This window comes from Jiangella gansuensis DSM 44835, from assembly GCF_000515395.1.
Lineage (GTDB): Bacteria > Actinomycetota > Actinomycetes > Jiangellales > Jiangellaceae > Jiangella > Jiangella gansuensis.
Genome location: NZ_KI911782.1, coordinates 2,343,165 through 2,362,209, shown reverse-complemented (window position 1 = coordinate 2,362,209; position 19,045 = coordinate 2,343,165). Strand labels below are relative to the sequence as shown.

The following is a 19,045-nucleotide window of genomic DNA, read 5'->3' as shown; positions in this document are numbered from 1 at the left end:
ATGCATCCCTGGTGCGGCGGGAGTACCCATGGTGGACGTGATCATTTCCGGCCGAGGTCGGCGGGGACGTCGACGTCGTCGGGGCGGCCGGTGTCGTCGCACGGGACGGGCGTCACCAGCTCCGGGTGGACGGCCATGAAGGCCCGTGCCCCGGCGTCGCCGGAGGCCAGGGCGGCGACCTCCGGCCACACCGACCGGTCCAGCAGTACCGGGTTGCCGCGCCGGCCGCCGTACGTCGCGGCGGCGACCCGGACGCCGTCGGCGGACGCCCACACCGCACGCAGCCGCGCCACCGCGTCCGGCCCCACCCACGGCTGATCCACCAGCACCACCACGACGGCCCCTACGCCGGGCAACCCGTCCAGTGCCCGCAGCCCGGCCCGCAGCGACGAGCCCATCCCCGTCGCCCACTGCGGGTTGTGCACCACGAACGCGCCCGGAACGGTCAGCGAGACCGCCCCCGAGACCACGACCACCGGCCGGCACCCCGCGACGACCCGCACGGCCCGGTCGACCAGCCGTGAGCCCTCGAACTCCACCAGCGCTTTCGGCGACCCGAACCGCGACCCCGACCCAGCGGCGAGAATCAGCCCCGCCAGGCCTGCGCCGGCGCCCGTGCCCGGCTCAGCGGACATCCGCCGCGAGCGGTTCACGGTGGATCGGTCCGGTGGTGTCGCTCAGCCGCTGCCCGCTCGCGCCCCACCGGGCCGCGATGATCTCTGCCGCGATCGACACCGCCGTCTCCTCCGGGGTGCGGGCGCCGATGTCCAGGCCCAGCGGCGACGACAGCCGGCTCAGCTCGTCGTCGCCCAGCCCGCGCTCGCGCAGCCGGGAGACTCGGTCGTCGTGCGTGCGCCGCGACCCCATGACGCCGATGTACGCCGCCGGGGTACGCACCGCGGCCTCGAGGAGCGGGACGTCGAACTTGGGGTCGTGGGTGAGCACGCAGATGACGGTGCGCGGGTCGACCTCCGTCGCCGCCAGGTAGTCGTGCGGCCATTGCACGACGACGTCGTCGGCGTCGGGGAACCGCCGTGGGGTCGCGAACACCGGCCGGGCGTCGCACACGGTGACGTGGTAGCCGAGGAAACGGCCGATCCGTACCAGCGCGGCGGCGAAGTCGATGGCGCCGAACACGAGCATCCGTGGCCGTGGCGCGAACGACTGCACGAACACCTCGAGCTCGTCGAGCCGCCGCTCGCCGTCGGCGCCGTACCGGCGGATGCCGGTCATGCCCTGCTCGAGCATGCCGCGCGCGTCGTCGGTGACGGCGTCGTCGAGCCGCTGCCCGCCGAGCGTCCCGGCCACCCGGTCTGGCCAGATGACGAGGTGGGCGCCGACGGTGCCGGGCCCGCGCACCACCGTGGCCACCGCCACGGGGTCGGACGATTCCACACTGGACGCCAGGTCCGGCAGGGACGGGAACGAGGCGGCGTCGACGGCCTCCACGAACACGTCGATGATGCCGCCGCAGGTCAGGCCGACGGCGAACGCGTCGTCGTCGCTCACCCCGTAGCGCTGGAGAACCGGCGGGCGGCCGTCCATGACCTCCTGCGCCAGCTCGTAGACGGCGCCCTCGATGCAGCCGCCGGAGACGCTGCCGACGGCCTCGCCGTCGCGGGTGACGGCCATGGAGGCGCCGGGCGGGCGGGGTGCGGACTTGAAGGTGCTGACGACGGTGACCAGGCCGGTCCGCTGCCCGTCGCCGATGGCGGACACCAGCTCACGCATCACCTCGTGCATGGCCACCACCCCTCCGGCGCCCGTCATGCTCGTCGAGCACCCGGGCCAGTTCCTCCATCGCGCCCAGCGAGTGGCCGGCGACCAGCCGGTCGACGTGCGGGAGCGCGGCTTGCATCCCGCCGGTGGCCGGGGCGTACCCAGCCTGGCCGCGATGCGGGTTCACCCACACGATACGTCGGGCCAACCGGGACAGGCGTGACATCTGCTCACCCAGCAGCGTGGGGTCGCCGCGCTCCCACCCGTCGCTGCCGATGACGACGACGGCGCCGCGGGCGGTGCCGCGCTGGCCCCAGCGGTCCAGGAACTCCTTCAGCTCTTCGCCGAGCCGGGTGCCGCCGCTCCAGTCCGCGATGGCCGCCGACGCGGCCGCCAGGGCCGTGCCCGGCTCGCGACCGCGCAGTTCGCGCGTGATGCGGGTGAGCCGGGTCCCGACGGTGAACACCTCGGTGCCCGGACGGGTCCGGCAGGCGGCGTGCGCGAAGCGCAGCAGCGTCTCCGCGTACGGGGCCATGGACCCGCTGACGTCGACGAGGAAGACCAGCCGCCGGTACCGCCGTGCATGCCCGTGTCGCCGCAGCTCGACGGGCTCGCCGCCGTGGCGGAGCATGCGCCGCACGGTGCGGCGGGCGTCGACGGGGCCGGACGCGGCGGGACGCTGGCGTCGGGTCCGGCGGTCCGGCGCCGCGGGCAGCAGCGCACTGACGTAGCGGTGCACCTCGGCCCGGTCCGCATCACTCAGGGTGGCGACGTCGCGGTGCCGCAGCACCTCGACCCGGCTCGCGGTGGCCAGCAGCTCCGGTGGCGGGTCGCCGTCACGTCGTCCGTCGGGCTCGGCGGCGGGGTCGGCCGGGAGCGCGACCAGCCGCTGCACCGGCGGGACTCGCACCGTCGTCGGCGGCGGGGTCCGTTGCCCGCCGAAGTAGGCCGCGAACACCCGGTCGTAACGCTCCACGTCCTCCGGCGACGCGCACAAGGTCACCCGGCCGGACCAGTACACCGACCGCAGCGACCCGCCGCCCAGCACGTCGAGCGCCGCCAGCATCGCGTGCACCCGCGTCGGCGGGACCGGCGTGCCGGCGGCGGCCAGCCGCCGGGCGAAGCCGACGACCTGTGCGGTCACCTGCTCGCTGGCCGGCACGTTCACGCCCGCCCGACCAGCTCGGTCACCTCGCCCAGCACCCGCTCGGTGTCCTCCTGGTACTTGAGCACCGCGCCGAGGGTGCGGGCGGCCAGCTCGGTGTCGAGCTCGGTGGCGCCCAGCTCCGTCAACGCCGCCACCCAGTCGATCGACTCGGCCAGCCCGGGTGGCTTGAGCAGGTCGGCCCCGCGCAGCCGCTGCACCGCGCGGGCGACGTCACCGGCCAGCCGCTCGCCCACGCCGGGCAGCCGGCGCCGGATGACGGCGACCTCCCGCTCGAACGTCGGGTGCGCCAGCCAGTGGTAGAGACAGCGCCGCTTGAGCGCGTCGTGCACCTCGCGGGTGCGGTTGCTGGTGACGACGACGACGGGCGGCGTCTGTGCGCGTACGGTGCCGATCTCCGGGATCGAGATGGTGAAGTCCGACAGCACCTCCAGCAGGAACGCCTCGAACTCGTCGTCGGCACGATCGACCTCGTCGACCAGCAGCACCGACGGCGACGTCTCCAGCGCCTGCAACAGCGGCCGAGCCAGCAGGAACCGGCGGTCGTACAACTCGTGCTCGAGCTGGTCGACATCGGTGACGCCCGCGGCCTCGGCGGCGCGCAGGTGCAGCAGCTGACGCGGGAAGTCCCAGTCGTACAGCGCCTGCGCGGCGTCGACCCCTTCGTAGCATTGCAGCCGGATCAGCGGCGCGTCGAGCACCTGCGCCAGCGCCTGCGCCAGCGACGTCTTGCCGACCCCGGCCTCGCCTTCGACGAACAGCGGGCGGCCCATCCGCAACGCCAGGAACGCCGCCGTCGCCAGGCCCTCGTCGGCCAGGTACCCGGCGGCATCAAGCCGTTCGGCCAGCTCACCGGGCGAGGAGACGGCACCGCTCGTGTCCACCATGCCCCAACGCTACGCCGTACGCCGCCGCGAAATCCGCTTGTGCTGCCAGGCCTAGTCACCCATCCTCGTCGTCGTGACGGGCGACGACGGCGAACCGCGCGGCGCCGCCCGGCTGCTGCGGGCGGACGCGGCGTTCCGGTCGCTGTTCGTGGCCCGCACGGTGTCGTTCCTCGGCGACTCGCTCAGCCTGGTCGCGTTGATGCTGCACGTCGCCGACACTGCCGGCCAGGCGATCGCGGTGTCGTTGCTGCTGCTGGTCGGAGACCTGGCGCCGGCGTTGCTGAGCCCGCTGACCGGTGCGTTGAGCGACCGGTTCGACCGGAAACGGGTCATGATCGCCAGCGAGTTGGTCCAGGCCGTGCTGCTCGCCGCGATCGCGCTGTCGTTGCCGCCTCTGCCGCTGCTCCTGGCCCTGGTCGGGGTGCGGGCACTGGCCGGGCAGGCGTTCCTGCCGGCGTCGCGGGCGGCGGTGGCGACGCTGGTGCCGCCCCGCGACCACGCCGCCGCGAACTCCGCCCTCGGCCTAGCCACCAATGGCGGCGAGGCGGCCGGGCCGCTGCTGGCGGCGGCGCTGTTCCCGCTGGTCGGCATCGTCGGCGTGCTGCTGGTTGACGCGGCGACGTTCCTGCTGTCGGCGGCGCTGCTGGTCGGGCTGCCGCCGCTGCCGCCGTCGCCGGTCGATGGGGCGGAGCCGCGGGCTTCGCTGGCCGGTGACGCGCGGGATGGGCTGGTGTTCATCTGGCGCGCGCCGGCGCTGCGGATCGTCGCGCTCGGCTTCTGCGCTGTCGTGGCCTTCAACGGCATCGACGACGTGGCGCTGGTGGTGTTGGCCCGCGACACCCTTGACGCAGGTGATTCCGCCGTCGGCGTGCTGTTGGCCGCCGTCGGTCTCGGGCTGTTCGCCGGGTACGCGCTGCTGGCGCGTTCGGCGCGGCGGTGGTCGATGGTGGTCCTGCTGGCCACGGGGTTCGCCGTCAGCAGCATCGGGAACCTGCTGACCGGGCTGGCCTGGGCGGTGGCCGCCGCCTTCACCCTCCAGGCGGTACGCGGGCTGGGCATCGCCGCCATGGACGTCGCCACCAACACACTGCTGCCCCGGCTGGTTCCGCCCGCCATGCTGGGCCGGGTGTTCGGCAACCTCTACGGCGCCATCGGGCTGGCCGCGGGGGTGTCGTACCTGGCCGGCGGCTTGTTGCTGGACGCGACGTCGGCGCCGGTGACGTTCGTGGTGGCCGGCGCGGGCGGCACGCTGGCCACGGTCGCCGTCGCCGTGACCCTGCCCCGGGCCATGCGACGGCGACAGCCCTGAGCGAGTGCGGGGCCGATCCAGGCCGCGTGTTCAGTGGGTCGTCGAGGAAAGGGTGAACCCCGGGACGGTCTCGCGCGTCCAAGCACCACGGGTCGGATCGTCACCGGGGATGGTCGACATGCGGGTGGGCCTGCTGGTCGCAACGCTGGCGCTGCTGGTGGGCGGCGGCGCCTGCGGCGGCGGCTCGCCGTCACGAGTCGCCGGGGCCGACGACGCGGCATGCGCCGCACCCCAGACCGCCGTCCAGCCGGCGACGGTCCGGCCCGGCCAGTCCATTCGCGTGACGGCGTCCGGCCTGCTCAGCGGCTGCGCCGATCACGTCGAGGTCATGGTCGACGACGACGGCCGCGCGCTGCGCACCCACGCCGAGACCGCCGCGCCGCTCAGCCTTGAGCCTCGCCACTGGCACGTCACTCGCCTCACGGTCGCACCTGGAGCAGATGCGCCCCTTGTACGGCCCTCAGGCGCGCGAGGTGCGCCCAGGTGAGGGGCGACGACGGCCCAGGGCCCGACCTGCGCGGCACCCGGTCGGCTCAGGTGGCGCGGCCGAAGGTGGCGTGCGGCGACACCCGGATCTCCGGGGCTTCCTCGCCGGCCCAGGCGGCCTCGCGGATCGCCTTCATCGCTGCCTTGCGAGCTTCGCGGTCGAGCTTGTCGATGAACAGGATGCCGTCGAGGTGGTCGGTCTCGTGCTGGATGGCGCGGGCCAAGCGCTCGCTGCCCTCGATGGCGACGGGGTCGCCGTACATGTTGAAGCCGTGCGCCACGACCCGCAAGGCGCGCCGGCAGTCGTACTCCAGGCCGGGCAGTGAGAGGCAGCCCTCCGGCCCGAACTGCTCCTCTTCGGACAGTTCCAGGGTCGGGTTGATGAGGTGCCCGACGACGTCGTCGACGTCGTACGTGAACACCCGCAGCGACACACCGATCTGCGGCGCCGCCAGGCCGGCGCCGGGCGCGGCGAGCATGGTGTCGGTGAGGTCGGTGACCAGGCTGCGCAGCTCGCGGTCGAAGTCGACCACCGGCTCGGCCGTGGTGCGCAGCACCGGGTCGCCGAACAGGCGGATCGGACGGACGGCCACAGTAGGTTCCCCTTTGCGATCGTGCGGCCGCGCCCCCGCGCGGCCGGCAGCCGGATTTAGCGCGCCAGCAGACCCAGTTCGCGCAGGTCAGTGCGCAGCTGGTCCGGCCCGGTGAAGTGCAGCGCGGTCATGCCGAGCTGCGCTGCGGCGCTGACGTTGCGCGCCGAGTCGTCGATGAATGCCGTCGTCTCCGCGTGGAGGCCGTACCGGTCCAGCAGCAGGTCGAAGATGCGCCGGTCCGGCTTGATCATCTGCTCGACGCCGGAGACGACGATGCCGGAGAACCACGACAGCCACTCGAACCGTTCGAGGGCGAGCGGGAACTTCTCCGCCGACCAGTTGGTGAGTGCGTAGAGGCCGACTCCGGTGTCACGCAGCTCGCTCAGGATCTCGACGGTGCCGTCGATCTGCCCGCCGATGGTCTCGATCCAGCGGGTGTCGTAGGCGGCGATCAGCTCCGCGTGCTCGGGGAACTGATCGGTGAGCGTCGTGACCGCCTCGGCCCAGGTGCGGCCGGCATCCTGCTGAGTGTTCCACTCCGATGTCGTGACCTCGGCCAGGAAACGCTCGACGGCGTCGTCGTCGGGCAGCAGGGTGCGGTAGAGATACCGCGGATCCCAGTCGACGAGAACGCCGCCGAGGTCGAACACGACCGCCTTCATACGTTGAATCCGAGCGCGCGCAGCTGCTCCCGTCCCTCGTCGGTGATCTTGTCCGGGCCCCACGGCGGCATCCAGACCCAGTTGATGCGCAGCTCGTTGACGAGGCCGTCGGTGGCCGCGACCGCCTGCTCCTCGATGAGGTCGGTCAGCGGGCAGGCCGCGCTGGTCAGCGTCATGTCGACGGTGGCGACGTTCTCCTCGTCGACGCTGACGCCGTAGATGAGGCCGAGGTCGACGACGTTGATGCCCAGTTCGGGGTCGACGACGTCGCGCAGCGCCTCCTTGAGGTCTTCGATGTCGGTGGCGGTCATCGCCTCTCCTCCTCGGCAACAGCGGCGGGCTCTCCGATGGCCCGGGCGGTGGCGTCCTTGAACGCCATCCAGGACAGCAACGCGCATTTCACCCGGGCCGGGTATTTGGCGACGCCGGCGAACGCGATGCCGTCGCCCAGTACATCCTCGTCCGGTTCGACCTGGCCCTTGCCCTGCATGAGCTCGACGAACGACCGTTCAACCGACATCGCGTCGGAGACGGTGGAACCGGTGAGCAGCTCGTGCAGCACACTGGCCGAGGCCTGGCTGATCGAGCAGCCCTGCCCGTCGTACGACACGTCGGCGACCTTCTCGCCGTCCAGCGCGACCCGGACGGTGATCTCGTCGCCGCAGGTCGGGTTGACGTGGTGGGCTTCGGCATCGAACGGCTCACGCAACCCGCGCCCCTGCGGGTGCTTGTAGTGGTCCAGGATGATCTCCTGGTACAGGCTGTCGTTCACCCGAAGAACCTCTTCACGTGATGGATGCCGGCGGCGAGCGCGTCGATCTCGTCGGTGGTGGTGTACAGGTAGAACGACGCTCGCGTGGTCGCCGGTATTCCGTAGCGCACGCAGACCGGCCGGGCGCAGTGGTGCCCGACGCGCACGGCCACGCCCTGCTCGTCCAGCACCTGCCCGACATCGTGCGGGTGGATGCCGTCAACGGTGAACGAGACGGTGCCGCCGCGCAGCTCCGTGGTGTCCGGGCCGATGATGCTGACGCCCTCGATGGTGTGCAGCCTCTCCAGCGCGTACGCCGTGATGGCCTGCTCGTGGTCGTGGATGCGGTCCAGGCCGATGCCGGTCAGGTAGTCGACCGCCGCACCGAGCCCGACGGCCTGCGCGATCGGCGGCGTCCCGGCCTCGAACTTGTGCGGGATCGGCGCGAACGTCGAGCCCTCCATGGCGACGGTCTCGATCATCTCGCCGCCACCGAGGAACGGCGGCAGCCCGTCGAGCACCTCGCGTCGTCCCCAGAGCACACCGATGCCGGTCGGGCCGACCATCTTGTGGCCGGTGAAGGCCAGCAGGTCCACGCCCAGTGCCGTGACGTCGACCGGCAGGTGCGGCACGGACTGCGAACCGTCCAGCAACACCAGGGCGCCGACCTCGTGTGCGCGCGCGACGACGGTCTCGACGTCGTTGACGGTGCCGAGGATGTTCGACTGGTGCACCAGGGAGACGATCTTCGTGCGCGGGTTGATCAGCTCGCCGATGGTCGACAGGTCGAGGCGGCCGTCGTCGGTCAGCTCGAACCAGCGGAACCGGGCTCCGGTGCGCCGGGCGGCCAATTGCCACGGCACGATGTTCGAGTGGTGCTCCATCTGCGTGCCGACGATCTCGTCGCCAGGACCGAGCCGATACCGCGGATCCTCCGCCAGGCCACTGGCCAGCGTGTTCGCCACCAGGTTGAGCGCCTCGGAGGCGTTCTTGGTGAAGACGATCTCCTCGCGGCTGGGCGCCTTGATCAGTGCCGCGAGCTTGTCGCGGGCGCCCTCGTAGGCCGCCGTTGCTTCCTCGCCGAGCTGGTGCACCGCGCGAGCGACGTTCGCGTTGTGCTGCGCGTAGTGCTCGGTCAGGGCGTCCAGGACCGCGGTGGGCTTCTGCGACGTGTTGGCCGAGTCCAGGTACACCAGCGGGCGGTCACCGGCCAGCCGCCGGTCGAGGATCGGGAAGTCCTTGCGGACCCGGTCCACGTCCAGCGGGCTGTTCACTCCGGCGCTCAAGGTGGCCTCCTCGGTCACAGTTCCAGATGATCACGTTGCGTGGATGTCCCGCTCCACCAGGCAAGCATTCCTGGTGGAGCGGGAGCACCCATGCCGGACGTGATCATTTCGGGGCCTCGTACGGGCAGGGGGATCAGGCGCCGGCGCCGACGTAGTCGACGTAGCCCTTCTCCTCCAGCTTCTCGGCCAGCTCCGGCCCGCCTTCCTCGGCGACCCGGCCGCCGACGAACACGTGCACGAAGTCCGGCGTGATGTAGCGCAGGATGCGCGTGTAGTGCGTGATCAGCAGCACGCCCTTGTCGCCGCCGGAGGTGAAGCGGTTGACGCCGTCGGACACGACGCGCAGCGCGTCGATGTCGAGGCCGGAGTCGGTCTCGTCCAGCACCGCGAACGTCGGGTTGAGCAGCTCCAGCTGCAGGATCTCGTGGCGCTTCTTCTCGCCACCGGAGAAGCCGGTGTTGAGGTCGCGCTCGGCGAAGTCGTCGGTGATGGACAGCCGGTCCATGGCGCCCTTGACGTCCTTGACCCAGGTACGCAGCTTGGGGGCTTCGCCGTCGACGGCGGTCTTGGCGGTGCGCAGGAAGTTCGACACCGACACACCCGGCACCTCGACGGGGTACTGCATGGCCAGGAACAGGCCGGCGCGCGCGCGTTCGTCGACGCTCATCTCCAGCACGTTCTCGCCGTCCAGCAGCACCTCGCCGCCGGTGACGGTGTACTTCGGGTGCCCGGCCAGCGAGTAGGCCAGGGTGGACTTGCCGGAACCGTTCGGGCCCATGATGGCGTGCGTCTCACCGCTGCGGACCGTGAGGTCCACGCCGCGCAGGATCTCCTTCGGTCCGGACTCGGTCTCGACGGAGACGTGCAGGTCGCGGATCTCCAGGGTGCTCATTTCTCGGTTGCCTCTCGGTATCTTCGGTGGTCAGTGCGTCGACGACGACGCGACCGGCTGGTTCTCGCCGATGGCCAGTTCGCGCTCGACGGTGGCCGTCAGCCGCTCGGCGATCTCCGGAACACCGATCTTGTTGATCAGCTCGGTGAAGAAGCCGCGCACGACCAGGCGGCGGGCCTCGTCGGCAGGGATGCCGCGGGCCTGCAGGTAGAACAGCTGCTCGTCGTCGAACCGGCCGGTGGCGCTGGCGTGGCCCGCGCCCTCGATCTCGCCGGTCTCGATCTCCAGGTTCGGCACCGAGTCGGCGCGGGCGCCGTCGGTGAGCACCAGGTTGCGGTTGAGCTCGTAGGTGTTGATGCCCTCGGCCTCGGGCCGGATGAGCACATTGCCGATCCACACCGTGTGCGCCTTGGCGCCCTGCAGCGCGCCCTTGTAGAGCACGTTGCTGCGGCAGTTGGGCTGGTTGTGGTCGACGAACAGGCGCTTCTCGAGGTGCTGGCCGCTGTCGGCGAAGTACAGGCCCAGCAGCTCCGCGTCACCGCCCGGGGCGGCGTAGTCGAGCGTGACCGACGTGCGCACGAGGTCGCCGCCGAAGCTGACGACGGCGTGCTTGACGACGGCGTCGCGGCCCACGCTGACGTGGTGGTGCGACAGGTGCACGGAGTCGTCGGCCCAGTCCTGCAGGCTGACGACGGTGAGCTTCGCGCCGTCGTGGGTGACCACCTCGACGTTGTCCACGAAGGCGGCCGAGCCCTCGTGCTCGAGGACGACGACGGCCTGGCTGAACCGCTCCGCGGTGATGACGACGTGCCCGGCGGCAGCCTTCTCGGCGCCGAGCCCACGCAGCCGCACGACGGTCGGCCGCTCGGTGACGACCTCCGCCGGGATGGTGATGGCCAGCGTCCGGTCGGCGTCGGCCCACGCCCGCGCGCTGGGGCGGTCGACCGGCACGTAGCCGGACGATCCGCGCACCGCGGCGGCGCGGGCGTCGGTCACCTCGATGGTCTCGACGACGACCTGCGGGTCGGCCTCGACACTCACCTCGTAGTCGTTGCCGTCCAGCGGGACGTCCTCGTGCAGGCCGCGCAGCCGGGCCATCGGAGTGAAGCGCCACTCCTCTTCCCGCCCGCGCGGCACGATGTGCGCGTCGACGTCGAACGACGCGACGGTGTTGAACGCACTACCGCCGTGGCCGCCCGCGGGGGCCCCGCCGCCGTGGGAATGCTCGGTGAGGCCGTGCTGGCCCTCGGCCGCGCCGGCCGGAAGGCTCTCCTGCGTCGCGGCCGCCAGATTCGCCGTGCTGGTGCTCATCTGCTCTCTTTCGCTCTCGTGATCCGGGATCGACACGGCGTCAGCCGACGGCGCCTTCCATCTGCAGCTCGATCAGCCGGTTGAGCTCCAGCGCGTACTCCATGGGCAGCTCCCGGGCGATCGGCTCGATGAAGCCGCGCACGATCATGGCCATGGCCTCTTCCTCGGTCAGGCCCCGGCTCATCAGGTAGAAGAGCTGGTCCTCGCTGACCTTGGAGACCGTGGCCTCGTGACCCATCGAGACGTCGTCGTTGCGGATGTCGACGTACGGGTAGGTGTCCGACCGCGAGATGGTGTCGACCAGCAGCGCGTCGCAACGCACCGTGCTGGCGCTGTGGCTGGCCCGCGGCATGACCTGCACCAGGCCCCGGTACGACGCGCGACCGCCGCCACGCGCGACCGACTTGGAGACGATGGAGCTCGACGTGTTCGGCGCCAGGTGCACCATCTTGGACCCGGAGTCCTGGTGCTGGCCCTCGCCGGCGAACGCCAGCGACAGCGTCTCGCCCTTGGCGTGCTCGCCCATCAGGTAGATGGCCGGGTACTTCATGGTGATCTTGGAGCCGATGTTGCCGTCGATCCACTCCATGGTGGCGCCCTCGGCGGCCGTCGCCCGCTTGGTGACCAGGTTGTACACGTTGTTCGACCAGTTCTGGATGGTCGTGTACCGGCAGCGGGCGCCCTTCTTCACGACGATCTCGACGACGGCGCTGTGCAGCGAGTCGGTCGAGTAGATCGGCGCGGTGCAGCCCTCGACGTAGTGGACGTAGGCGTCCTCGTCGACGATGATCAGCGTCCGCTCGAACTGGCCCATGTTCTCGGTGTTGATGCGGAAGTAGGCCTGCAGCGGGATCTCGACGTGCACACCCTTCGGCACGTAGATGAAGCTGCCGCCGGACCACACGGCCGTGTTCAGGGCGGAGAACTTGTTGTCGCCGGCCGGGATGACCGAGGCGAAGTACTCCTTGAACAGCTCCGGGTACTCCTTGAGGCCGGTGTCGGTGTCGAGGAAGATGACGCCCTGCTCCTCGAGGTCCTCACGGATCTTGTGGTACACGACCTCGGACTCGTACTGCGCCGCGACACCGGCGACCAGGCGCTGCTTCTCCGCCTCCGGGATGCCGAGCTTGTCGTAGGTGTTCTTGATGTCCTCGGGCAGATCTTCCCAGGACGCGGCCTGCTTCTCCGTCGAGCGCACGAAGTACTTGATGTTGTCGAAGTCGATGGTCGAGAGGTCGGCGCCCCACGTGGGGGTCGGCTTCTTCTCGAACAGCCGCAGCGCCTTGAGCCGCGTCTGGAGCATCCACTCCGGCTCCCCCTTGAGCGCGGAGATCTCGCGCACGACGTCCTCGTTCACGCCGCGCTTCGCCTCGGCGCCGGCGGCGTCGTTGTCGGCCCAGCCGTACTCGTATCGACCCAGGCCCTCGAGCTCGGGGTGAGCTGTGGTGGTCATATCTAGGAGATCCTCTCCGCGGACTCGGTTCTTCCTGCTTCGTGCGCTTGTGCCATATGGACAGCCGCAGCTGCCGCGGGGTCCGGAGCGCTGCCGCCCCGGGGAATGTGCGTGGTGCAGACGCCCTCGCCGTGCGCGATCGTGGCGATGCGCTGGACGTGGGTGTCGAGCAACCGGGCGAAGGCCTCGGTTTCGGCCTCGCACAGTTGCGGGAACTGCTCGGCGACGTGCGCCACCGGGCAGTGGTGCTGGCACAGCTGCTCGCCCGTGACCGGTGAGGCCACGGCCGACGCGGCGTACCCGTCGGCGCTCAACGCGTCGGCCAGCGCCGCCGCCCGTTCCTCCGGCTTCGCCGCCTCGATGATAGGGCGGTAACGCTCTTCGAGGTCGGCGATGCGGCGACGGGCGAACTCGGCCACCAGGTCGTCGCCCCCGGTCTCGGCCAGGAACCGCAACGCACCGACGGCGAGGTCGTCATAGGCCTGTTCGAACGCGTCCCGCCCGGCCGGGGTGAGGACGAACACCTTGGCCGGACGACCCCGGCCACGCTGGCCGTAGACCCGCTCCTCGCGAGCCTCCAGCACGCCGTCGGCCAGGAGGGTGTCCAGATGCCGCCGCACGGCCGCGGGGGTCAGGCCGAGGCGATCGGCCAGGATCGCGGCGGTGGACGGGCCGTTCTCCAGGATGGAGCGCGCCACCCGCTCCCGGGTGCGGGCGTGCGAGTCATGTACTCGGTTCTGGGGGTCGAGAGCGTGCGCGGGCGCGGCGCCGGGGTGGTTCCCCGCCGTCCGGGCAGCGTCGCTCACGTTTTTCACAACACCATCGTGCTCTTTTTCCGGGCGGGACTCAACCTTCCGCTCGTGCGATGCGTCACGCAGGGCAGCCTTACCTCATCGTTGCTGGTGGCCGCACCTGGGTAGGGACAGATCACCGGATGAAGGGAGGAAACGTGGAAGCGGCCGTGCTCCTCGTGTTCGCGGGCCTGATCGGTGCCGTGCTCGTCGTCGTCCGCCTCTCCCGCTACCTCGGCCAACGCCGCGGCGCGGACCTGCGCGAAACGGCCCGTACTCGTGGCTGGAAGGTGACAGCCACTGCCCCGGAGGTGACCGGACGGTGGGCAGGCCCGCCGTTCCAGCCCGGCGGCGTGGCACGCAGCGTCGTCACCGGGCAGCACCGCGGCCGGGACTTCACCGCCTTCGAATATCTCGACGAGGCCAGGCCAACACCGCACGCCAAGACCGCCATTCCGCACCGGTCGATGGTGCTGGCCCTTGCCCTGCCCTCCGCCGTGCCGGAGCTGTCGGTCGCCCGCCGGGGCGCCATCGAGGCCACCGTCAGCCGCGTCCTCGACCTCCCGGCGATCGACACCGGCGACGACGAGTTCGACCGCCGGTTCCAGGTGACCAGCCCGGACCCCTTGTTCGCGACTACGGTCCTGCAGCCGCACGTGGTCGAGCACCTCGAGGCCCATCCGCTGGGGAACTGGCGATTCGACGGTGCGACGATGATCGCCTGGGATCACGGCCGCATCGACCCGGATCGGCTCCTCGAGCGGCTGGAAGCGGCGGCCGGCCTCATCGACCGCGTGCCCGCCGAAGCCTGGCGGCACCCGGCGCCGTGACCGCGTTTGGTGCTCACGGGCCACGGGTACGGGCCGGACATGACGCTGGGCCGTGGCATCTTCCTCATGACGATCGGACTGATCCTCGCCCTCGCGGTACGCGATCGGGCCGGGCTCATCGACCTCAGCATGATCGGGTGGATCCTCACCGGGGTCGGCCTGCTCATCTTTTCGCTCTCGTTCATCGTGGGTCCGGCCCGGGCAGTCCGCGAGCCGGAACCCGTCGACGAACCTGACGACATCGACGAACTCTGACCCGCAGGCTCCCGCCGAACCGCGACCGGCCGCGTGGCAGACTCGCGTGCGTGAGCGCAGCACCAGCCGTCGACATCTCCGCACTGGTGAAGCGCTACGGTCCCACCGCCGCCGTGGACGGCCTCTCGTTCACCGTCGCCGCCGGCAGCGTCACGTCGGTCCTCGGCCGCAACGGTGCCGGCAAGACCACCACCATCGAAGCCTGCGAGGGCTTCCGCCGCCCCGACTCCGGGACCATCCGCGTGCTGGGACTCGACCCGTGGCGCGACGGCGCCCGGCTACGGCCCCGGGTCGGCGTCATGCTGCAGGAGGGCACCGGCTTCTATCCCGGCGCCCGCGCGGCCGAACTGCTCACCCACCTCGCCCGGTTGCACGCTCACCCGCTGGACGTGCCGTCCCTTGTAGATCGGCTCGGGCTCGGTGGCGCCAGTCGGACGCCGCTGCGCCGCCTCTCCGGCGGTGAGCGCCAGCGCGTGGCGTTGGCCGCGGCCCTCGTCGGCCGTCCCGAGCTGGTGTTCCTGGACGAGCCGACCGCCGGCCTGGACACCCAGGCCCGGCGCGACACGTGGGAACTGATCGCCGAACTGCGCGCCGACGGCGTCACCGTCGTCCTCACGACCCACCTCATCGACGAGGCGGAACGGCTGTCCGACCACGTCGTCATCATCGACCGCGGCCGGCTGCTGGCCGAAGGCAGCCCGCAGGAGCTCACCGCCGGCGCCGTCGACGACGTCATCCGCTTCGGCGGTCCGCCCCGCCTCGACCTGGCGTCGCTGCGCGCGGCGCTCCCGGCGGCGGCGCGAGTGCAGGAGATCGCACCGGGCAGCTACGAGGTCGCGGCGATCGTCGACCCGCGGCTGCTGGCGACGCTGACGTCGTGGTGCGCGGCGAACGACATCCTGGCCGAGGGGCTGCACGTGGGCCACCGGTCGTTGGAGGACGTGTTCCTGGAGCTGACCGGCCAGTCCGCCGGCGGTTCGTCCAGCGCTCCGGGGGCGCGGCCATGACGTTCGTCCCCGCGCCCGGCGCGGCGCCGGTGGGCCGCATGCTGCTCGCCCAGACCGCGTTCGAGACGAAGCTGCTGTTGCGCAACGGCGAGCAACTGCTCCTGACCGCCGTCATCCCGGTCGTCCTGCTGTGGCTGCTGACCGCCGCCCCGGTCTTCGACACCGGCAGCTACGACCGCGTCGACTTCCTCGTTCCCGGCATCTTGGCCCTGTGCGTGATGTCGACGGCGTTCACGTCGCTGGCCATCGCCACCGGCTACGAGCGGCGCTACGGTGCGCTGAAACGGCTGGCCGCCTCGCCGCTGCCCCGCTGGGCACTGCTGCTGGCGAAGGCGCTGACGGTGCTGGTCGTCGAGGTTTTGCAGGTGGGACTGGTGTGCGGGCTCGGCCTGGCGCTGGGCTGGCGGCCGTCGGGGTCGCCGCTGTCGGTCGCGGTGCTGCTGCTGGCTGGCACTCTGGCCTTCGCCGGCCTGGGTCTGGTCATGGCCGGGACGCTGCGGGCCGAGGCGACACTGGCCGCGGCCAACCTCGTCTACCTGCTCCTCCTGGTGCTGGGCGGCGTGGTCATCCCCCTCGACGGGTTCCCGGACGGGCTGCGCGACGTCCTCGAACTGACCCCCACCGGGGCGCTGGCCACGGGGCTGCGGTCCGTCCTGGCCGACGGCGCCGGCCTACCCGGCACACAGGTCGCCGTGCTGACCGCCTGGGCCGTCCTGGGGCTGGCCGCCGCCGCCCGCTGTTTCCGCTGGGAGTAGGAACTCGTGCGGGGGCCGGTACCACGGGGCGTCCGGCGCTGGAGTGTGCCACCTGATCGTCGTTGGGTCACGTGATCGCCTCCGCGCGGACGATCAGGTGACCTGGACGGCGAGCACAAGCGTCGGGTACACCTGATCGTCGCCAGTAAGTGGACACGAAACGATCAGGTGACCTCGAGGCGCTGGCCACTGCCGGAAGGTCACCTGATCATCCGTTCGTGGCCGTAGCGACGTGCCCCGTTCGCCACCCACTCCTCGCGCGTTCTGAGTACGGCGACGAGGTCAGCTCACCCGTCCGGGTGGGGACGGCAGGTCCCGGACCAGGAAGGGCTCCAGCAGCTCCGGGACCGCGTCGGCGGCGACCTCGAGGATCTCGTGCTCGTCGGCGTCGATGACGGAGTAGCGCCGGGCGCCGGCGGCCGTCGTCGCCGTCACCGTCATCAGGCCCGCGCGGCGTTGGAACACCGACTGGCTGATGCGCCAGCCGACGATGCCCTGGCGCTGCAGGAACACCGTCGCCCGCCTAACGCTCCCCCGCCGGGCCACCAGGTACTCGTCGTCCAACTCGTGACCAAGTGCGCGGTAGGCGTCGACCGCCATGGCGGCGAAGCCGGCGCAGGCGGCCACGGCGACGATGCTGAACACCGTCACCCAGAATGCCGGCAGCGGGGTGGCGACGACGAGCAGCACCAGGGCCGCGATGATCGCGACGTCGGCCATGACCGCCCAGCGCAGCCGCCGGGCACGGGCCGAGACTGGGTGTGAGCGCAGCGGCAGGTCGGCGCGGACGCCGGCGACCTGGGCGGCGATACGCAACGCCAGCGCCCGCGGCGCCGCCGGCAGCAACGTGGACAGATCGCTGGTCGGATCGTTCTTCAGGCCGGTGGTGACGACGTCGACCCGGGCCGCTTTGGCGGCGCGGACACCGAGCGGTTCGACGAGCTCGATGCCGCGAACACGTTGCTCCTCCAAACTCACCGAGCGAGTGGTCAGCAGCCCGCGCCGGACCCGCAGGGTGCCGCCCGGTTCCCGCTCCAGCCGGTAGCTCCACCACGCCTCGACGTACACCGACAACGCACCGATGAGCCCGGCCAGCATGAACACGACGACGGCCAGCCCAAGAGTCGGCCAGGCCCCGATCCGGTCGGCGATGTCCATGATCACCTCGACCGGCAGGCCGCCGCGGCCGAACCAGTCGAGCACCTGGAACATCGCCCCGACCGCGAACGCCGCGAGCGCGAACGTCACGAACGACAGTGGTGCGTAGCGCGTCCACGCCGGGTCCCAGGTGGCCAGCGTGGTGCCGTCGGCCTGCTCGGGCGTGGCGGGCGAGCGATCGAGCAGGACGGCCCGCAGGCGTTCCCCCTCTGCCCGGCTGACCGAGTCGAGCTGCAGGGTCTGCTCATTCGACGCCGCCGCCCCGCTGCGCCCGTCGCCGGTGCCGATGTTCACCTTGACCAGGCCGAACACGCGCGACACCGGATCGGCGCTGAGGTCGACGGTGCGGATGCGCTCGCGAGCCAGCGACCGCCGCGTGGTCATGATCACGCCTTTGCGCAGCTCCATGAGGCGGTCGGTCACCTGGTAGTGCGTGTGCCGCAACCGCAGGTAGTCCAGCGCCGTGACGCCGGCGACCAGCAGAACCGCGCCCGGCACCACCCACGCCAGCGCGGTCGGGTACGACGTCGCCGAGCCGATGCCGATCGCCGTCGGGACCGCGGCGGCGACGGCGACCCCGACCATGACGATGGCCGTCACCTTCAACGTGTCAGGATGCAGCGCCTCCCAGGAGCCGTCGTCGTCGCTCATGTGGCGTCGCCGGGAGTCTCGTGCGTGATGCGGGTCAGTTCCTCGGCGAGCTCGGCGGCCTGCTCGTGGTCGAGCCCTTCGATCTTCACCGCCCCCGCCGACGACGCCGTCGTCACCGTCACCGTCGACAGCCCGAACACGCGCTGCACCGGCCCGCGGGTGGTGTCGACCGTCTGGATACGCGACATCGGCGCGACCCGCCAGGTCTGCCACAAGAAGCCGCCTCGCGTGTACACCGCGCGCTCGGTGACCTCCCACCGATGCAGCCGATACCACCACGGCGGCAGCGCCAGGACCGCGACGAGGGTGGCCGCCGCCGCGACGAGCGCGGGCACCAGCAGCCAGGTCCGAGCCGGCTCGATGAGCATCCCCAGCACGACCAGCGGCACGACCACGACGCCCCCGGAGATGGCCAGCTGAGCGCACCACCATGGACGGGCACGTCGGTCGAGCCAGTTCCGAGGCGGACGAAGCCGGCTTCGGCCCTCGGTCACGTGGTCTCCTCCTGCGGGGGTCGGTGCGTGCGTGCCCAATGCTGGGGTTGCCGTGGCGCACGGCGCCCGCTGTCGTGCCCAGCGGACGCGCCCGGCGGCGCAGCGTAGCCACACGCTATCCAAGACCGTCGGCGGGCCGCGACCGAACTCGGCGACCTCGGCCCCGGCGCCGTTCGCACCCCGGCAGCCGCACCGGGAGGGTGGCCGCCAGTCCTGCCGCGCCGGCCGGAGCGACTGCCCTGCGCGCGGCCGCGGGCCGCCGCCCATGGGACGCGCGTCGACGGGCACCTCGGTCACGACGGCGGTCCGGCCCGCTTCCCCGGCCTCCGGAGCAGGAACGACCGGAAGTGCGCCCAGCGCGGCCCCGGTTCCGAGCCAGAGCGCCACCGCCCGCCACCCGAACGCCCGCCGCACACGCGTGCGCCACCGCGCCGCCGGCCGCCCTTCGGTGCCGGTCTGGCCATTCCATCGGTCGATCATGCGATGGACGCTAAGCGCCTCCGGGCCGGCCGGACAGATTCGCGCGGTTGCCCGCAACACCGGGCTATTAGCCCGTTCCCGGGCCGACGTGTTTGCCCGACCGCCCCGAA

21 protein-coding genes are annotated in these 19,045 nt (G+C 71.6%); 6 read left to right on the top strand and 15 right to left on the bottom strand.

Features of this window, described 5'->3' with window-relative positions:
* Nucleotides 1-41: 41 nt before the first annotated feature.
* The 4 genes from JIAGA_RS0111350 to JIAGA_RS0111335 are packed head-to-tail and all read right to left on the bottom strand — an operon-like array spanning nucleotide 42 to nucleotide 3,771.
* Nucleotides 42-653, bottom strand: a complete 612-nt coding sequence (locus tag JIAGA_RS0111350) for a nucleotidyltransferase family protein (protein ID WP_211239614.1) — start codon at nucleotides 651-653, stop codon at nucleotides 42-44.
* Nucleotides 625-1,743, bottom strand: a complete 1,119-nt coding sequence (locus tag JIAGA_RS0111345) for an XdhC family protein (protein ID WP_026875748.1) — start codon at nucleotides 1,741-1,743, stop codon at nucleotides 625-627. Before JIAGA_RS0111345 ends, JIAGA_RS0111350 begins: the two co-directional genes overlap by 29 nt.
* Entirely contained in the window at nucleotides 1,724-2,887 is a 1,164-nt protein-coding gene (locus tag JIAGA_RS29150; RefSeq protein WP_211239613.1) for a vWA domain-containing protein, read from the bottom strand. The genes JIAGA_RS0111345 and JIAGA_RS29150 overlap by 20 nt, the downstream gene beginning before the upstream one ends.
* A complete protein-coding gene (locus JIAGA_RS0111335; protein ID WP_026875747.1) occupies nucleotides 2,884-3,771 on the bottom strand; it encodes an AAA family ATPase in 888 nt (295 codons plus the stop codon). Before JIAGA_RS0111335 ends, JIAGA_RS29150 begins: the two co-directional genes overlap by 4 nt.
* 73 nt (nucleotides 3,772-3,844) lie before the next feature.
* On the opposite strand from JIAGA_RS0111335, the gene JIAGA_RS0111330 reads away from it, so the two are divergent.
* Nucleotides 3,845-5,080: an MFS transporter gene (locus JIAGA_RS0111330; protein WP_211239612.1), complete on the top strand. Its 1,236-nt coding sequence runs from the start codon at nucleotides 3,845-3,847 to the stop codon at nucleotides 5,078-5,080.
* 109 nt (nucleotides 5,081-5,189) lie between these two features.
* Complete coding sequence (locus tag JIAGA_RS0111325; RefSeq protein WP_026875745.1) at nucleotides 5,190-5,567, top strand: hypothetical protein; 378 nt, start codon at nucleotides 5,190-5,192, stop codon at nucleotides 5,565-5,567.
* Between the two features lie 46 nt (nucleotides 5,568-5,613).
* Here JIAGA_RS0111325 and def read toward each other — a convergent pair whose 3' ends face one another.
* From def to JIAGA_RS29140, 9 genes are all read right to left on the bottom strand, one after another.
* A complete protein-coding gene (gene def, locus JIAGA_RS0111320) occupies nucleotides 5,614-6,159 on the bottom strand; it encodes a peptide deformylase (RefSeq protein WP_026875744.1) in 546 nt (181 codons plus the stop codon).
* 56 nt (nucleotides 6,160-6,215) lie between these two features.
* Nucleotides 6,216-6,821, bottom strand: a complete 606-nt coding sequence (locus tag JIAGA_RS0111315) for an HAD family hydrolase (protein ID WP_026875743.1) — start codon at nucleotides 6,819-6,821, stop codon at nucleotides 6,216-6,218.
* Complete coding sequence (locus JIAGA_RS0111310) at nucleotides 6,818-7,132, bottom strand: metal-sulfur cluster assembly factor (RefSeq protein WP_026875742.1); 315 nt, start codon at nucleotides 7,130-7,132, stop codon at nucleotides 6,818-6,820. Before JIAGA_RS0111310 ends, JIAGA_RS0111315 begins: the two co-directional genes overlap by 4 nt.
* Nucleotides 7,129-7,593, bottom strand: a complete 465-nt coding sequence (gene sufU, locus JIAGA_RS0111305; RefSeq protein WP_026875741.1) for a Fe-S cluster assembly sulfur transfer protein SufU — start codon at nucleotides 7,591-7,593, stop codon at nucleotides 7,129-7,131. The genes JIAGA_RS0111310 and sufU overlap by 4 nt, the downstream gene beginning before the upstream one ends.
* Nucleotides 7,590-8,858: a cysteine desulfurase gene (locus tag JIAGA_RS0111300; RefSeq protein WP_281172683.1), complete on the bottom strand. Its 1,269-nt coding sequence runs from the start codon at nucleotides 8,856-8,858 to the stop codon at nucleotides 7,590-7,592. Before JIAGA_RS0111300 ends, sufU begins: the two co-directional genes overlap by 4 nt.
* A 133-nt stretch (nucleotides 8,859-8,991) precedes the next feature.
* On the bottom strand, nucleotides 8,992-9,750 hold the full coding sequence (sufC, locus tag JIAGA_RS0111295; RefSeq protein ID WP_026875739.1) for a Fe-S cluster assembly ATPase SufC: 759 nt from the start codon (nucleotides 9,748-9,750) through the stop codon (nucleotides 8,992-8,994).
* A 30-nt stretch (nucleotides 9,751-9,780) separates the two neighbouring features.
* Nucleotides 9,781-11,061 carry a Fe-S cluster assembly protein SufD gene (sufD, locus tag JIAGA_RS29145; protein WP_051425976.1) on the bottom strand — a complete coding sequence of 427 codons (1,281 nt, stop codon included), beginning with the start codon at nucleotides 11,059-11,061 and terminating at the stop codon, nucleotides 9,781-9,783.
* A gap of 40 nt (nucleotides 11,062-11,101) precedes the next feature.
* Complete coding sequence (gene sufB / locus JIAGA_RS0111285) at nucleotides 11,102-12,514, bottom strand: Fe-S cluster assembly protein SufB (RefSeq protein ID WP_026875738.1); 1,413 nt, start codon at nucleotides 12,512-12,514, stop codon at nucleotides 11,102-11,104.
* Between the two features lie 2 nt (nucleotides 12,515-12,516).
* Nucleotides 12,517-13,329, bottom strand: a complete 813-nt coding sequence (locus JIAGA_RS29140) for a helix-turn-helix transcriptional regulator (RefSeq protein ID WP_425402766.1) — start codon at nucleotides 13,327-13,329, stop codon at nucleotides 12,517-12,519.
* A 134-nt stretch (nucleotides 13,330-13,463) separates the two neighbouring features.
* On the opposite strand from JIAGA_RS29140, the gene JIAGA_RS33035 reads away from it, so the two are divergent.
* From JIAGA_RS33035 to JIAGA_RS0111260, 4 genes are read left to right on the top strand one after another with little or no spacing between them, the layout of a single operon-like run.
* Nucleotides 13,464-14,135, top strand: coding sequence for a hypothetical protein (locus JIAGA_RS33035; protein ID WP_051425975.1), 672 nt, complete (start codon nucleotides 13,464-13,466; stop codon nucleotides 14,133-14,135).
* A gap of 39 nt (nucleotides 14,136-14,174) precedes the next feature.
* Nucleotides 14,175-14,390, top strand: coding sequence for a DUF6458 family protein (locus tag JIAGA_RS29130; RefSeq protein WP_157553012.1), 216 nt, complete (start codon nucleotides 14,175-14,177; stop codon nucleotides 14,388-14,390).
* 50 nt (nucleotides 14,391-14,440) lie between these two features.
* Nucleotides 14,441-15,397, top strand: a complete 957-nt coding sequence (locus tag JIAGA_RS29125; protein ID WP_051425974.1) for an ABC transporter ATP-binding protein — start codon at nucleotides 14,441-14,443, stop codon at nucleotides 15,395-15,397.
* Nucleotides 15,394-16,152 (top strand): ABC transporter permease, encoded by a 759-nt coding sequence (locus JIAGA_RS0111260; protein ID WP_026875737.1) that lies wholly within the window; start codon nucleotides 15,394-15,396, stop codon nucleotides 16,150-16,152. Before JIAGA_RS29125 ends, JIAGA_RS0111260 begins: the two co-directional genes overlap by 4 nt.
* A gap of 282 nt (nucleotides 16,153-16,434) precedes the next feature.
* On the opposite strand, the gene JIAGA_RS0111255 is transcribed toward JIAGA_RS0111260, so the two are convergent.
* Nucleotides 16,435-17,961, bottom strand: coding sequence for a PH domain-containing protein (locus JIAGA_RS0111255; RefSeq protein ID WP_026875736.1), 1,527 nt, complete (start codon nucleotides 17,959-17,961; stop codon nucleotides 16,435-16,437).
* Nucleotides 17,958-18,455, bottom strand: a complete 498-nt coding sequence (locus JIAGA_RS0111250; RefSeq protein WP_026875735.1) for a PH domain-containing protein — start codon at nucleotides 18,453-18,455, stop codon at nucleotides 17,958-17,960. The genes JIAGA_RS0111255 and JIAGA_RS0111250 overlap by 4 nt, the downstream gene beginning before the upstream one ends.
* Between the last annotated feature and the right edge of the window lie 590 nt (nucleotides 18,456-19,045).